General features: G+C 59.5%; 13 protein-coding genes. 12 read left to right on the top strand and 1 reads right to left on the bottom strand.

Translation table 11 applies throughout. The annotated features are described in order from the left end of the window. The 9 genes from traG (at position 1) to ACUXAC_RS25655 (ending at position 13,372) form a co-directional block, all read left to right on the top strand. Positions 1-2,877 carry a conjugal transfer mating-pair stabilization protein TraG gene (traG, locus tag ACUXAC_RS25695; RefSeq protein ID WP_454267029.1) on the top strand — a complete coding sequence of 959 codons (2,877 nt, stop codon included), beginning with the start codon at positions 1-3 and terminating at the stop codon, positions 2,875-2,877. Then, entirely contained in the window at positions 2,864-3,442 is a 579-nt protein-coding gene (locus ACUXAC_RS25690) for a hypothetical protein (protein ID WP_454267027.1), read from the top strand. The genes traG and ACUXAC_RS25690 overlap by 14 nt, the downstream gene beginning before the upstream one ends. Continuing rightward, the gene (gene traT, locus ACUXAC_RS25685; RefSeq protein WP_454267026.1) at positions 3,439-4,173 is read left to right on the top strand and encodes a conjugal transfer complement resistance protein TraT; all 735 of its coding nucleotides are present in this window, start codon (positions 3,439-3,441) and stop codon (positions 4,171-4,173) included. Before ACUXAC_RS25690 ends, traT begins: the two co-directional genes overlap by 4 nt. A gap of 477 nt (positions 4,174-4,650) precedes the next feature. After that, positions 4,651-4,965 carry a hypothetical protein gene (locus ACUXAC_RS25680; protein ID WP_454267025.1) on the top strand — a complete coding sequence of 105 codons (315 nt, stop codon included), beginning with the start codon at positions 4,651-4,653 and terminating at the stop codon, positions 4,963-4,965. An 80-nt stretch (positions 4,966-5,045) separates the two neighbouring features. Continuing rightward, positions 5,046-5,489: a phospholipase D family nuclease gene (locus ACUXAC_RS25675; protein WP_454267024.1), complete on the top strand. Its 444-nt coding sequence runs from the start codon at positions 5,046-5,048 to the stop codon at positions 5,487-5,489. Beyond that, complete coding sequence (traD, locus tag ACUXAC_RS25670; protein WP_454267023.1) at positions 5,490-7,595, top strand: type IV conjugative transfer system coupling protein TraD; 2,106 nt, start codon at positions 5,490-5,492, stop codon at positions 7,593-7,595. Between the two features lie 2 nt (positions 7,596-7,597). Continuing rightward, complete coding sequence (gene mobF / locus ACUXAC_RS25665) at positions 7,598-12,769, top strand: MobF family relaxase (RefSeq protein WP_454267021.1); 5,172 nt, start codon at positions 7,598-7,600, stop codon at positions 12,767-12,769. Positions 12,770-12,852: 83 nt separating this feature from the next. Continuing rightward, positions 12,853-12,978 carry a hypothetical protein gene (locus ACUXAC_RS25660; protein ID WP_342171327.1) on the top strand — a complete coding sequence of 42 codons (126 nt, stop codon included), beginning with the start codon at positions 12,853-12,855 and terminating at the stop codon, positions 12,976-12,978. 10 nt (positions 12,979-12,988) lie between these two features. Continuing rightward, entirely contained in the window at positions 12,989-13,372 is a 384-nt protein-coding gene (locus ACUXAC_RS25655; RefSeq protein ID WP_454267020.1) for a hypothetical protein, read from the top strand. Here the strand turns inward: ACUXAC_RS25655 and ACUXAC_RS25650 are convergent. Next, on the bottom strand, positions 13,303-14,307 hold the full coding sequence (locus ACUXAC_RS25650) for a hypothetical protein (protein WP_454267018.1): 1,005 nt from the start codon (positions 14,305-14,307) through the stop codon (positions 13,303-13,305). The two genes, ACUXAC_RS25655 and ACUXAC_RS25650, sit on opposite strands and share 70 nt — an antisense overlap. Positions 14,308-14,528: 221 nt before the next feature. On the opposite strand from ACUXAC_RS25650, the gene ACUXAC_RS25645 reads away from it, so the two are divergent. The 3 genes from ACUXAC_RS25645 to ACUXAC_RS25635 all read left to right on the top strand — a co-directional run. Then, the gene (locus ACUXAC_RS25645; protein WP_454267016.1) at positions 14,529-15,311 is read left to right on the top strand and encodes a TraX family protein; all 783 of its coding nucleotides are present in this window, start codon (positions 14,529-14,531) and stop codon (positions 15,309-15,311) included. Further along, positions 15,299-15,568 carry a ParE family toxin-like protein gene (locus tag ACUXAC_RS25640; protein WP_149543304.1) on the top strand — a complete coding sequence of 90 codons (270 nt, stop codon included), beginning with the start codon at positions 15,299-15,301 and terminating at the stop codon, positions 15,566-15,568. Before ACUXAC_RS25645 ends, ACUXAC_RS25640 begins: the two co-directional genes overlap by 13 nt. A 22-nt stretch (positions 15,569-15,590) precedes the next feature. Continuing rightward, positions 15,591-15,856: hypothetical protein (locus ACUXAC_RS25635; protein WP_454267014.1), on the top strand; the 266-nt coding region annotated here is incomplete at its 3' end.

The raw sequence follows: 15,856 nt of genomic DNA, 5'->3' as shown, positions 1-15,856 counted from the left end.
ATGGATATCTGGGTGACGGGTAACGGCAGCATCATCACCATGGGCCTGAACTTTGTGGCGACCATGGTCAATACCGCCGGCTGGCGCAGTATCCTGTGGCTGGCCGAGACGCTGGGCGTGCTGACCTGTCTGATTGCCTTTGTGCGCACGCATGATGCGAAGGTGATGTTTGGCTGGGGACTGACGTTCGTCATCGTCACCTCCGCCTTGCTCACGCCGCGTGCCACCGTGGTGGTCAACGACCTGAACCGGCCGCAGGAGACAGGGCGGGTCGACAACGTCCCGATGGGGCTGGCGGTGCCGATGTGGCTGATGACGACGGCCTCCATCACCCTGTCGACCGGGTTTGAGGATATCCTGCATCTGCCGGCAGAGCGGGCCTACTCACAAACCGGCATGATGTTCGGCACGCGCCTGATGCAGGAATCGTTCGTCGTCAGACTCAAGAATGAGGTGCTGGCGGAGAACTTCAACGAATACGTGAAGAACTGCATCATCCCCGATGTGCAGCTCAACCACAAATACACGGTCAGCCAACTGATGCAGTCCAGGGACATCGATGCCCTGATATTCAAAAAGCCTAGCCCGCTGCGCGGCATCATGTTCAACACCGGCACGGACACGGTTTACAAATCGTGCATCGAGGTCACCCCCACCATCCGCAGTCAGATAGCGGCGGAAAGCGGACAAAACGGCGGCAGCTTCCTGCGGCTGGTGCAACGCATGCTGCCGGGGCTGCGCAACAATACCACGGTACTGCCGCAGTACCTGGAAGGGTCATACAACTACTTCTTTGAGGCAGGCAAGTCGTCGAGCGACATCCTCAAGCAAAACGTGATGATTGCCGGCATCAAGCGCGGCCTTAACAGCTACAGTCGCTCTATGGGCGACATGGGGTCGCTGGTCGACATGAACTCGGAAATGTCGCTGATGAAACTCAAGCTCACCCATCACAGCGGCTACCAGATGGCCAGCCAGGTGATGCCGCTGCTGCATACGGTGTTCATGGTGATGTTCGTTTGCCTGTTCCCGCTGATGCTGCTGCTGATGTTTGTGCGCGAGATGGCCTGGCCGGTGGTGAAAAGTTACCTCGGCTGGTTCGCCAGCCTGATGATGTGGCCACTGATGTTCTCCATCCTGAACTTCATCGTCAACTTCACCAGTGCCTATATGCTCAAGGGCGCCGGCCCGACGCTGTCCAACGAGAACCAGGTGATGTCTGATGCCACCACCCTGGCGGGCGTTGCCGGCTGGCTGACGCTGACGGTGCCGTTCCTCTCGAACTACCTGTTCACCCGCATCGGGCAGGGGGTGGCCAGCGCCGGCTCGTATGTGGGCAACGCGCTGATGAGCGCCACGGCGGGCGATGCCGGGAACGTGGCGAGCGGCAACTACAGCATCAATAACCAGTCGGTCGACAACGTCAACGGCTTCAAGACCGACCTGAACCGCGTCTGGCGCAGCGGTCAGACCACCACGCAGCTGGGCAACGGCGCCACCGAAACCCGGACCGCAGATGGCCAGCATGTGTATCAGACCGGGGAGGCGATGTCGAAACTGCCGGTCGACATCAACTTCGACCACCATCGCGCCTCGGCCGCCCAGAAACTGACGCGGGAGAGCGAGGTGCAGACCCAGACGGCGCTGGAGGGCTACAATCACTCGGTTAACGAGACCGGTGGCAAGCTGCGCCAGTTCCACGACCAGTTCGGCAACAGCGACAGCACCACACTGGCGGCGCAGACCGGCATGTCGACCGTCGATGCGCAGCGCATGAACAAGGCGATGGCGGTGACGGAGGCCTACGCGAAGCGCAATCACATTTCGTTTGATCAGGCTTATTCTGAGTTGGAAAACAAATCCAAAGCACTCAATGTAAATGTGGGAGCGAGGGCCTCTGCGGGTATCGACACCGACAGGTCGATAATTGGCAAGGCTGCATCGTTGACATTCGGTGCATCCGGTAAAGCGGATATCCATGGAGGCGTTGAGCGAACAGGCAGTTCAGGTAGCTCGGCCCAAACCTCGGAAGGTGGTCGCAACACCAGGGATGCGGGGCACGATATCTCCGCCAGTGATGCCAAGACCTTCAGTGATGGCCTGGACGTGATGCGCAATTACAGCGTCAATTTCAACGGGCAGCACGTCGACAATAACGCTGCCGGCCTGATGCAACAAATCTCTGCCGGCATAACAACCAGCGACAGCCATTACCAGCAGTTCACCGACAGCCAGACCCGCACGCACGAGTTCCAGCAGATGGCATCGAATACCGATACGCTCAGCGCGCAGGCACGCAGCAACTACACGCAGGAGTTTGTGGGGTATGTGCACGGCAAGCTGTCTGATGATGAGGCACGCGAGGTGCTGACCAACACCAACAGCGAGGCGGTGCGTATGCGCCGGGAAGACCTGGCGGAGGCGTTCGTCGAGTACAAGCTGCGCGGACGACTGGACACGCACTATGGCCAGGCGGCCAGCCACGTTGGCGACGGTATCCACGCGCCCGTCAACACGGCAAAAGCGCAGGGTGGCGCATACGGTGCGGCAATGGGGGATATAGATGGCAAGGTTGCCGATGCAAAAATCAAGAAGGACGTCAAACAGCGAGTCGATACCATGGGGAAAGATACGACCGCTCGTATGAAAGACAATGAAGACCTCGTTAATTACGATAAGGGTGATGTGGAAAAAGGCCTGAATAATAATAAAACAAACTTTAACCAACAGAATAAAGATTATAGAATAAAGCATCAGGCGGCGGTGTTACATCAGGAAGGAATAACTTTCCCTGGTAAAGGGAAAGATGCTGACTATCTTGATCAAGCCAAAGAAATACTGAATCAACAGAAAGGCGGCAAAAATGAAACAAAGTGAAGTTCGTGAAGAAGTCGCAATGATTGTCAAGGCAGTAAAGGAATCCGATGCTGAGGTGCCTTCATTGTCTCAAGGGATGCGCCCTACGATTATTTACATAGTTGCAGTGCACTTGATATTGGCTGCTAATATTTCTTGCTTCTTGACTTCTAATCAAAGATTTGATGTTGGTTTTTTTAGTGGGATGGCAGTTGCTTCCTTAATAGCCAATGTTATGCTTGGGCTATTTATTTACTCTTATTATACGCAATATCTGTTTATTCCTGAAGCGACAAGAAAACAGTCTAAGCTTCTCGCACTAATAAGAGAAAAGGTGTCTCACTATGCGTATTTCCATTTTGGCGTTTTACTAACAGCTTCAGCCTTAGGTTTGGCAAGTGGGTGGGCGGCAGTCCTCCCATTTCTCCAAGTGCCGTTACTATTCTTTACCGGCTTCGCCCTTCTCTTTGATCTGGGGCGATACAACCTCCCTAGCCTGGCGGGGCTGGTCGATGCAGCGAAGGATGATTTCAAAAACAATGAGTTGCAAGAGTTTCTCAATGGTGTAAATAAGGAAAAAAAATGAAATCTACTCAAAAAATAATGATGGTAGCCCTGGTCAGCAGTACGCTGGCTCTCTCCGGCTGTGGCGCCATGAGCACCGCCATCAAAAAGCGCAACCTCGAGGTCAAGACCCAGATGAGCGAGACCATCTGGCTCGAACCGGCCGGCGAGCGGACCGTGTACCTGCAGATCAAGAACACCTCTGACAAGGACATGAGCGCGCTGCAGGCCAAAATCGCCGATGCCGTCAAGGCCAAGGGCTATGTGGTGGTCAGCAACCCCGCCTCCGCTTACTACTGGGTACAGGCGAACGTACTCAAGGCGGACAAGATGGATCTGCGCGAGGCGCAGGGCTTCCTCAGTCAGGGCTACGAAGGCGGCGTGGCCGGCGCGGCGCTCGGCGCGGGGATCACTGCCTACAACTCCAATTCCGCCGGTGCCACCCTGGGTGTCGGTCTGGCCGCCGGCCTGCTCGGTGCCGCCGCCGACGCCCTGGTTGAAGACACCAACTACACCATGGTCACCGATGTGCAAATTGCCGAGCGCACCACCGCCAGCGTGCGCACCGACAACGTCGCGGCGCTGCGTCAGGGCACATCCGGCGCCAAGGTGCAGACCAGCACGCAGCAGGGTAACCAGCACAAGTATCAGACCCGGGTGGTGTCCAACGCCAACAAGGTCAACCTCAAGTTTGAGGAAGCCAAACCGGTGCTCGAAGACCAGCTGGCCAAATCCATTGCCAATATCCTTTAATGCAAAGCGAATAATTTTCTGCTCTCAATGCTGACAGCAAAGATAAGCCTGCGCATATGCAAGCCAGTGTCATGCCGAAGGCAAGCAAATCACAGGTATGCCAGTAAGGGCGAATAAGATGCTCTTTACGTAAAGAGCAAGTAAGCATGCGCTCTTCTCTATCCGTGTACTGCTGAACGTCTGGTTATTCTTTTCAATCAGCTTGAATGACAATGGGTATTAGTTATGACGACCGAAAAAACACGCAAATGTAAGACTCATGCGGATGTACGAGACTATCCGCAACCCAAGGTGGATATGAAAACAATGAATGCCATTTTACAGAACTGTAATGCAAAGATATTTCTCAAGGAGACTAAAAGACTGTTGCCGTAAGTCTTGATTCAAATGCTGAACAAATGATTTTTACCTCCGATGAAATCGGAGTTTTTCGCATGTTCATAAATATTTAAATGCACATGAGCGCAGAGGAATTATATGGAAAATAAACATTCGGTCTTCGCCATGGATTACGTCCTGCCACATTATCAGGAAATCACTACGCGTGTGGAAGTACTTATCCCTGATTACGGTCTGCATATGGACAGCCAAATCCTTCATCGCAGAGGAAAAGAAATAAAGAACATTTTTCCTGCATTAGATGACTGGCCTGAAACCACGCTGGCAGAAGCTGAAATGTATCAGGATGAGGCGAAGAAAATTGACCAACGTATCGAGAAGCTTACGCTGCATCAATTTCTGATACTGCTTTTTAATCCTGAGTGCCGTGCTGATTGGGGGGCGTGGCAATGATGCATTGCCGGCTTGATTGGCGAGCGGTCTTTCCCCTGCTGCTCTGCCTGGCCTGCATGCGTGTGCAGGCTGCCGGTGTGATGACGGGATTTTCACCCGGCGGTACGGCGCAGCAGGTGGTGCTGGCCGCCATCGGCAGTGCGCAGGTGTCCATCGACATGGCGGCCTACAGCTTTACCAGTAAACCCATCGCCACCGCGCTGCTTGCCGCCCAAAGGCGCGGCGTCAGGGTGCGGGTGGTGGCCGATGATAAAGCCAACAGCAAATACACGTCCGTGACCTTTTTGGCCAACCAGGGCGTGCCGGTGCGCCTCAACGACCGCTACGCCGCGATGCATCACAAGTTTATGGTTATCGACAGCCGCTCGGTGCAGGCGGGGTCCTATAACTACTCGGCGAGCGCGCATGTGCGTAATGCCGAGAACGCCCTCTGGCTGCAGGATATGCCGACGGTTGCCGCCGATTTTTCACGTGAGTTCGCCCGCCTGTGGGACGAGGGCGAGCCTGTTTTGCGGAGATACTGAATGAGTCTTAACACCCGCGACTTTACCCAGGGCGGTCAGGTCCTCAAGTACATGATTGGCATGTTCCTGCAAATCATGAACATCGCCACGTTCTGGATATTGATGGCCTCGCTGGCCGTGTTTGCGCTATGGGTCGGTTTGTCGATGCGTTTTGAGCAAATCATCCACGGCGGCAGTTACTGGCTGGTCAAATGGGTGGTGCTGCCGTTTCACCGGCAATTCCCCTCCGGCGCCGGCAACACCATGACCTTTCACTGGACACGGCCGCAAACCGGTCAGGTCGTCGAGTTCAAGTTCACGGCGGCGCAGGTGGTGGCCGACCGCTATTTCCAGCAGCAGGGCAATCTTCTCAAGGAGGTGGCCTTCTGGGGCTGGGGTGCGGCCAGCGTCACCTTTACGCTCGGTTTTCTTGCCGTGTTCTGGTATCTGGGCGGTCGCGGCAAGAAGCAGCGGCAGAACGAGATGGTCGGCGGCCGTGAGCTGGTCGACGACGTGAAAGTAGTCAACAAGATCCTGAAGAAGCACGATCGGCTGTCGCCGCTCGCCCTGTGCGGGCTGCACCTCATCAAATACAGCGAGATGCAGAACATCGTTATGCACGGCACCGTCGGCGCCGGCAAAAGCACCATGATCAACAACCTTTGCCGCCAGCTGCGCGCACGCGGCGACAAGGTGATGATTTACGACAAGGGCGGCAACTTCCTGCCGCTGTTCTACCGGGCAAACAAGGACATCATCCTCAACCCGTTTGATGCGCGCTGCGCCGCCTGGGATTTATGGGACGAGTGCCGCACGGTGGCGGATTTCGAGAACTTCGCCAAGACCCTGTTGCCTGACGCGCCGAGCGGCGACCCCTTCTGGCTGCTGGCCGCCCGCCGGCTGTTTGCGGAAGTGGCGCGGCGTCTCGCCAAAATGAATAAGCGCAACCTGCGCACCCTGATGAAAAAATTGCTGTCGGTCTCGCTTGACGACCTGCGCACTTTCCTCAAGGACACCGATGCCGCCAACCTGGTGGACGGCAGCGTCGAGAAAACCGCCATGACCATCCGCATGGTGCTCACCAGCTATGTCACTGCGCTGCGCTTTCTGCAGGGGCTGGATGAGGAGGGCAAGCGGCCCTTCAACCTGCGTGACTGGGTACACACCGTGGACATGGACGGCGACAACGGCTGGATCTTCATCACCAGCGACGGGCGCCATCACGAGGCGCTCAAGCCGCTGCTAACCGCGTGGCTGCACATGCTGATGGTCAACGTGCTGGGGTTGCGCCCGGATGCGGACCGCGAGCGGCGCATCTGGCTGTTGCTTGACGAGCTGCCGTCGCTGCACAAGCTGCCGATACTCGGCGAATACGTGGCCGAAGCGCGCAAGTTCGGCGGCTGCACCCTGGTGGGACTGCAGAACTACCCGCAGCTGGAGACGCAGTTCGGCCGCGAGGGCGCCGCCGATATCTGGGATTTGCTCAATACCCGCGTGTTCGGCCGCGCGCCCAGTGCGCACGTGGCCAAGTTCGTGCAGGAAGAGCTGGGTGAAAAACGCCACCTCAAGTTCCGCGACCAGTACAGCTACGGCGTCGATATCATTCGGGACGGCGTGCAGTTCTCCAAGGATGAAGTCAACGAACACCTGGTGAGCTACTCGGATATCCAGAAGCTGGACGACCTGGAGTGCTATATCACCCTGCCGGGCCGGCTGCCGGTGGTGCACATGAAGATGACGCGTGAGCCCTTTTCTGTTGTGGCCGAGGCGAGCGTGCCGCGCGACGTCGACGCGGTGATGGACGAGGATATCGAGGCATTGCTGGAAGGCGGCGACACGCTGCAGGGGTTGACCGGTAACGCGGTGGCGGCGTTGTTTGAAGAACGTCCGATAGTTGCCGGCGCGCAGGTACCGCCGGCGGCGGCCGCGCAGGCGCCCGAAGCGGAGGATGAGGCGGAGGGGCGCGGCACGGATATCGCGTCGCCGTCTCTCGCCGCGGCGCAGGCAGCCACCCCGCAGCCAGAGAAAAACGGCGCAGCAGGCAAAGCGGTGCCGCCCGAGTTGGCGGACGAAGACCAGATGGTTAAGCCTGCCGTCAAGGTATTTGAAACCGGAGTGGAGCGATAACCATGCTATCCGTCTCAGCGGTCAAGTCGGCCGCCAACGCTGCCGGCTACTACGAGCAGAAAGACAACTACTACTTTATCGGCGAGATGGCCACCGAGTGGCTCGGCACCGGCGCCGAGAGCCTGGGGCTTGAAGGGCCGGTCAAGGGCGAGGTGTTCAGGTCCGTGCTGGAAGGTCATCTGCCGGACGGGGGTGACCTGTCGCACATGAAAAACGGCAAGAATACCCATCAGCCGGGCATCGACCTGACCTTCTCGGCGCCCAAGAGCGTGTCGGTGCTGGCGCTGGTTGCCGGTGACACGTTCCTGATTGGGGCGCACAAGCGGGCGGTGGCCGCCACGCTTAACGAGCTGGAGAAGTTTGCCTCGACACGCACCATGACGGACGGCGTGAGCGCGCTTGAGCAGACCGGCAACCTGGTGGTGGCGACGTTTTTGCACGACACCTCGCGTAATCTCGACCCGCAGCTGCATACCCACGCCATTGTGGCCAACGCCACGCTGGCGGCCGGCGGCTGGAAAACGCTCTCCAGTGATACCAAAGCCGGCAGTGGCTTTAACAACATCCTCTGGAAAGAGCAGGTCAGTATCGGCGCGATGTACCGAGGTTTTCTTCGTGCTGATTTGGAGCGGGCGGGGTATGTGCTGCGCGAAGCCGGCCCGCACGGGATGGTTGAGATTGACGGGGTGCCGACCGAGCCCTTCTCGTCTCGGCGCCAGGACATTCTCGCCGCAGCGGGGGCGGATGCCGGCAGCCGGGAGAAAACCCGGGCGGCGCTCGATACCCGCAAGGCAAAGGATTTTACCAGCATGGATGACGTACGCGACTACTGGCGGCAGAAGCTGAAGGATGAGCTCGGCTTTGATTACGCGGCTTTTAAGGCGGAGGTTGACGCGCGGGCGGCGGATAAGACCGCGGAGCCGGCGCCGCAGACCGCCGCGGCCGCGCTGCTGGCGGCCCGTACGCAGCGTCAGGCGGCGCAGGACGATGCCATGACACCGGCGCAGGCCGTGGAGCAGGCGATAGCCGTCGTGTCCAAAAGCGCGGTTCGCTTTGGCATTGACGCGGTGCTGACCGCGGCGCTGGGTCGCCTGCCGATGCGTGAAGGGGTGTATGGCGCGGTGCGCGCGGAAATCGAGACCGCGGTGGCGCGCGGCGCGCTGCTGGCAGTGGACGGTGCGCAAACGCTGTTTACGTCGGCGGCACATGTGCGGGACGAGCAGCGCTTGTCTCAGCTTGCCGCCCGGCTGGCAGCGGAGCAGGCGGATACGCCTGCGCCTGCGCAGGCGACCGGCATTGTCGCGCAGTGGGCGCAGGCAGGCAGGGGGCTGACGCTCATCGATGCGCGCGGCGGCCAGGCGTTTCAGGCAGACCTGCTGGCGCGCTTTGGTGAGGCGGCGGCGCAGGCCGGGCGCGAGAGCGTGGTGGTGGTGGCGAGCCGGGCAGCCCGGTCGCGCCTGAAGGGGGCGGACGTGGGCACGGTGATGACGGTGGAAGAGGTCGCCGAGCGCGGCCTGCCTGCGTCTTCGCAGGTGGCGCTGCCCGAGTCGGAGCAGCTGAGCGTGCCGCAGCTCCATCAGGTGCTGCAGGCGGTTGACCGCAGTCAGGGTGTGGCCGTCGTACTGGATACGCATGCGCGGCGTGCAACCGGGTTCGGCGCCGAGGTGCTGCGCGCCGCCGGCGTCACGCAGCTCAAAACCGCCGAGCGCCAGGAAAATGCCACGGTGACGCTGGTGCAAAAGGATACGGTGGATGACCGCCTGCAGGTTGCCGCCCGGCACGTGGCGAAGCAGGCGGCCGCCGGGCTGGCAGTGGTGGCGCAGGCGGGCAATGCCCGCACGCGCGCCCAATTAACGCAGGCCATTCGGACCGCGCTGGGTGAGGAAGGCGTACTCGGCGCCACGCTCAAGACGGTTGATACGCTTTCGCCCGTGTGGCTGGACGCCGGCACGCGGCAAAACCGCAGCACCTACAAGGTGGGGATGGTGCTGGAGCGGGTAGAGGGCAAAAACGTGCTTGAGCGCATGACGGTGGTGGGCGTCAGCAAGGAGACCCACAAATTGTCGGTCGAGGACGCAAACGGGAACCGCAGCGGCCTGGCGATAAGCGCCATCGACAGCAGCTATCGTCTCTGGCAAAAGGCATCACTGACGCTGCAGGAAGGTGAGCGGGTCAGGGCGACCGGCGAGCTGGGGCATCACCTGCGCGCCGATGCCGAGCTGCGGGTGGTCGGCATCAAACCCAAAAACCTGCTGCTTCGGGAGCGACTGGTTGTTGAGGACATGCAGGGCAAGCGTGCGCATATCCCGCTGACCGGTGCCCCGCTGAAGATGGACTACGCCTATACCGAATCGCTGGGGGCAAGCCGCAAAACGCAGGGGCAGGTGGTGGCGGTGCTGGCCGGCAAGGAGGTCTCGGATGCCACGGTCAACCAGCTGCGGCGCAGCGGAGACGCCATCCTCGCCTTCACGCCGCTATCAGAGGCTGATATCACAGCCAGGCTGTCGCACACGCGCACCTCGGTGACGGTAACGCAGGGTCTGCAGGCGCTCGGCGGCAAGGACACGGTCACCGAGGCCCTGCGCAGCCTGCAGCAGGCGCGCATGACGCCGACGTCGCGCGCGGTGGGGCTGACTATCGAAAAGGCGACGGGCACGAACGTGATGTTCTCCGCACTGAAGGTGGCGGCACTGGCCGGGCAGATGGACGAACGCGTCACCCCGGATGTGGCGCTGGGTGAGCTGGCGCGGCTTGAGCGGCGCGGCGACATTATTGCCCTGTCCACCGTTCAGGGGCGCGGTGACACCTATATCCGGCGCGAGAGCTGGGAGCAGGAGAAAACGTTGCTGCGGCATATCGCCGAGGGGAAGAACAGCCTGCCGCTGTTGACAACAAACAGTGGCCTAACCAATCACGAGGGTGACCCCAGCCAAACGGGGAGAGTTGCGGACCCGTACCCGAACCTGACTCAGGGACAGCGGCAGGCTGCAGAGATGATATTAACCAGCAAGGATCGCTTTGTCACTATCCAGGGCTATGCCGGGGTAGGCAAAACCACCCAGTTCAAGGTGGTCGCCGCCGCGCTGGCAAGGCTCGACAACCCGCCGCAGGTGGTGGGGCTGGCGCCGACGCACCGGGCGGTCAGCGAGCTGACCGCGGCGGGACTCCCGGCGCAAACTCTCGCCAGCTTCCTCAGCGAGCAGTCACGCGCGCAGGAAGGCGGTGAGAAGCCGGACTTTTCCCGCACGGTGTTCGTGATAGACGAAAGTTCGATGGTGGGCAACCGCGATATGGCCACCGCCGTCTCGCTGATTGCACAGGGGGGCGGCCGGGCGGTGATGAGCGGCGACGAGGCCCAGCTCAAGCCGCTCGAGTCCGGCGTGCCGTTCTCGCTCACGCTGCATCGCAGCGCCGCCGACATCGCCATCATGCAGGATATCGTGCGTCAGACGCCGGCCCTGCGGCCGGCCATCGAGGCGATGATTGCCGGCAATGTGCGCGAGGCGGTGACCGTGTCACAGCAGGTAGGGCCGGACATCATCCCGCGCGAGTCGGGTGCTCCGGTGCCGTCATCCAGCGTCATCGACCTCAAGACGCTCGGCGAGTCCGATGTGGCGGCGCTGATTGCGGCCGACTATGTCGGCCGCACCCCCGAGGCCCGGGACAACACCCTGATTGTTGCCGAACTGAACGCCGACCGGCGTGCCATCAATGACGCGGTGCATGACCGGCTGCAGGCAGAGGGCAAGCTTGGGGAAAGCATCACGGTCAGCACCTTAAGTCGCGTGTCGAACAGCCAGGCGGACCTCGGCAGCCGGGCGTTCTGGCAGGCGAATACCGGGCATGTCGTCAAGATGGGCGAGGACTATTTCACCATCAAGGCCGTCGATGGCCAAAGCGGCACGGTATCACTCACCGGCCTGGACGGTCATGACGAACGCTGGCTGGCGCCGGCTACCCTGAGGCGCAGCCAGGTTGCGGTATTTGAGGCAAAAACGATGACGGTATCGGTCGGGGAGCGGCTACGGCTGACCACCACCGACCGCGACCGGATGCTGCGCACCAACGACATCGGTGTGGTGACCGGCATCGATGCGCGCGGGCGGCTGCAGGTGACGGTCGGTGAGCAGCAGGTCAGCCTCGACCCGACCGCCGTGCCGGGGGACCGGCATATCGACTATGGCTACGCCGTCACCACCTACAGCGCCCAGGGCGCCTCGGTGGACTACGTGATAACCCTTGAGGGGGTTGAGGGCGCGCGTAAGCGCATGGCGTCACAGGACAGCGCCTACGTTGCCCTGTCGCGCGCAAAGCAGCATGTGCAGCTGTATGTCGACGACCTTGAGGGCTGGCAACGGCAGGTGGAAAAGCACACCGGCGGGCGCGAAACGGTGCATGACGTGCTATTGCGCGCCGATGACGCCGCGGCGCAGGCGGCGGTGCGCGACTTTGAGGCCGGTCGCCCGGCCGGCGAGACCCGCCTCGCCAGTCGGCTGGACGCGGACATGCGCGATGCAGCGCACTTCCAGGGCGGCAGCCGGCCGGCCCTGTTGTACGCGGTGGTCAATGAACATGGCCGCCATCGCGGCAACTGGGTGGTGCCGGTGTCGCCGGCCACCGGACGACTGGATATCGATAACGCGCACTACCAGGGCGCGGAAGACGGGGAGCGGGTGGTGCTGCGGCAGGGGGAGAAAGAGACCACCCCGCTGACGGCGGCGAAGCTTGATGAGGCGCGCGCCCTGATGCAGGCGCAGCCTGACCGGGCGGTGGTGCTGCTGCGGGGCGACGCCGTGGCCTCCACGGACGGAACTGCAAGTGCGCAGAGCGATACGCCGGCGGCCGATACGCTGCGCCTCGAGGAAGAACTGAAGGCGGCACGGGAGCGGGAGGCGATAGCCGAGGTGTTCGGTGAGCGCAAGGCGACCGGCCTGCCGGATGAAAAGGCGCTGGAAGCGGAAGTCCGGCCGCAGGACGACGCGGCCCAGCTCGACCTGTCTACCCTGGACGCCGAAGCCCGGCAGGAGGCCGACCACCTGCGGGATGCGGTGCGCGGTCTGGAAGCGACGGATGACAAGCGGCCATCGATGGCCAACGACGAGGTCAATATCGTGCGCCATGCGCCGGAAATAGACCCGGACATGAGCAAAACCAAACAGAAAACCATGGAATAGCGATGGGGCATTACGGTAACTCGATCGCTGATTCCGATTTCATCCGATCAGCGATTCCGGTCGCCATATACAAAGAGCCCGCCATGCAACGTATTTCAACCCTGGCCGCCAGTCGGCTGGATTTCACCTCGCTGCTGGCGCTGCTGACAGGTGACCAGCGTCTCGTCAATGCATGCCGCCCGTCGCTGATTTCAGCGGCACAAACGTAAGGAGTTCATTATGCCTGAGCGTGTATACCTTTTTGATGTTACGGCGTCAGATGCCGTCATAAAGGATGCCTATAGCAAAGCGGTAATTAGCGATTTAACAGCGTATTTGCCCGGTATTCACAAAATCAGCATGACCTGCTACCGAGCGGGGTGCGCGGTTGCGGAATTAAACATAGATCATGCTGAAGGCCACTTTCTGCTGACTATCTGGGAAGGCAGGCTCAGTGTACCGCCAGTTTTACCCGACGACATCCGGCTGGCGCATAAGGAGATCTCGCTGCCGGATGTCACCGATATTACTCTTTTTTCAGTAAGGCTTGCCCGTTATGCAGGATTGTCGCCATCATTTTCGGTGGACGTCGATTCATGTACCTTGCTCGAATTTAGTTCATAAAAAATTACCAGCTGCTTTACTGTCGTTATATGTAAATTTATTACATGTTCGCCGACTTTATTGATTCTTTGTGACCAGGACGGGTTTAATAAAAACACCCGAAAGTAGCGAACATTTTCGGTTTCCAATATTTCATGGAGGTAATTAGACATCCCGTTGCCGGATGCCATGATTTCTTTATCTACGTAAAGTGAAACGTCTTTTTCTTCATGCTTGTCAAAAAAGCTAAAAAGAAAACCACGGCCATATCGTCGGACCAGGCGGCCACCGCCGTATATAACCCCGTCATATTGGTTGGTTAGTCCATTCTGAATGTGGGTGATATATCTGTTGAGGTAAACTGAGCCGATACCTTTTACATGTATTCGCAACTTCATGAATTCCTTATGGGGCAGAGTGTTCTTCGCTTCCTGCCAGAAATCAATAAGCCGCTGAAGCACCGTGGTTTTCGTATATTTACTCCACCTGGAATTTTTCTTGCTGTTGTTTGATTCGTCTGGCTTGGGTTCCGGGGCTGGCGTGTTAATGGGGCGAAGTGACGGAATTCCTGTAGTTGTATCGTTATCGAGTGACGCATCAAAATAATTGATGTCGTCTCTAAGTTTTTGTCTGGCTTTCCTTTCAGTGAAATCATCCTTTGTTTCACCCGGTTGTATATCTTGTTCGATATCATAGGTGAACTGATTCCATTCGCAGCCTGGCGTGTGTGGATGAGGTGAGCGAAAGTGAGCGGCCTTGAATTTATCACCGTCTTCAGCTTTTATGTGATAGTTGACGCCGCTCATAGTGACGTTGCAATGGCGATCGCTGCAGGAAAATCTGAACCGCTTACGGTCTTTCTGTTCGAGCGCAAAATATGCACGTCGTGCATCATCAATTGTCACGTTACAGCCCAGCTCGTGACAAAAAGCGACCAGTACTTTCTTTGCTGGCATATGCCCCTCCTACACAAACAAAATTTGTTCAAAATTAACGCAATGAGGTTCTTTATGAAACAATTATCCACCCGTGCCGCCGATGCGGATATTAATCGCATCGTTACTATCGAGGACGTTCACGAAATCGCATTCACGAACCAACACGCGCCGAATCAGCGTTGGGTCTGACGGGGACGGTTATCGATTTAACCCGATCGCCCATGAACAAGGAACTGACTATGCGAAGGATCTCAACCCTGGCCGCCAGCCGGCTTGATTTTACCTCACTGCAGCAGGACGGCATCAAGCTGCTGGCGCTGCTGCTGATGATGGGCGACCACGCCAACGCGGCGCTGCACCTCAATCACGATATCCTGATGTGGCTGGGGCGCGGCGCCTTCCCGCTGTTTGCGTTGGTATGGGGATTTAACCTGGCACAGCGACCCGTCACTCAGCGACAGGCGACCCGGCTGTGGTTGTGGGCGCTGGTTACCCAGCCGGTCTACTGGCGGGCGGTGGCGCCGGACGCCGGCGTGCTGGATGATATGAACATCCTGTTTCTGTTTGCCGTGATGACGCAGTATCTGTGCCTGTTCGAGCGGTTTTATGCGCGTGGAGGCTTTGTCTGGGCAGGGTTGGGTATTGTATTGCTGGTGACCTGGGTCAATCATTTTGCCGGCGGCACATTTGGCTGGGCCGGGGTGTTTGTGATGTTGGCGAGCTATTTGTGCTATGCCCCGGCCGATGAGACGCGGCAGCAGGGGTGGCTTGCCGAGTATCGCCCGGCCGTTGCCCTGACCTGGTGTGCGTGTGTCTTGCTGCTGAACCTTGGCGGTGGCGCTGCCCCGATGTTGGCCGGGTTGCTGGTGTCGGTGGTTGTGCTGCTGGTCTCCATCGCACTGCGGCCGCTCGGTACCCTGCGCGAAAGACGTCTGCTGCCGCGCCAGTTCTTTCCTGTGGCCTACGTTGCCCATTTGGCGCTGCTCTGGGCGTTATCGGCGGGAGTGTCATGGAGTGCGTAACGGCCCGGCGAGCCGATGGCCGGCGGTGCCGACTGCGGCTGCCGGCCGGCTTTGATGTGCGCGTGCGCCGGCGCGCGGAAGTTGCCTGGCGCGACTGGGTGGCGGGACTTCGCAAGGCGGTGCGGTTAAAGCCGCGGCGGGAGCTGCTCAAGCTGGATGTAGGTCAGGGCTGGCGGCTGCTGAGCGATGACGAGGGAAGTTGCTGGACGCTGCTGTCGCATGCGCAATACACGCAGCGCCTGCAGCGCAGGCCGTGAAATCAATCAAAGGAGGGAAAAGATGCTGGAAACCATTATCGGCTTTTTGACCGTGGGGGTGAGCGTATTTGTGGCAGTGTCCTTCCTGCCGGCCATCCAGCCGCAGAACGCGGCGCTGTTGCGCTGGGTACGCGGCAGTAACGTGACCGTAACAGTGGATGAACAACGTCCGGGTGACCGGTACGACAGGGCGGCGCGCGAGACCATTCACCGCTTTGCCCACCATCACCGGGTCACTGACCAGGTAGAGCAGGCGCTGCTGGGCCTGGTGAAACGCCCCGGCCTGTT

The sequence above is a fragment of the Serratia sp. 121840015-1 genome (assembly GCF_053627655.1).
This window is presented reverse-complemented; position numbering and strand designations above follow the sequence as displayed.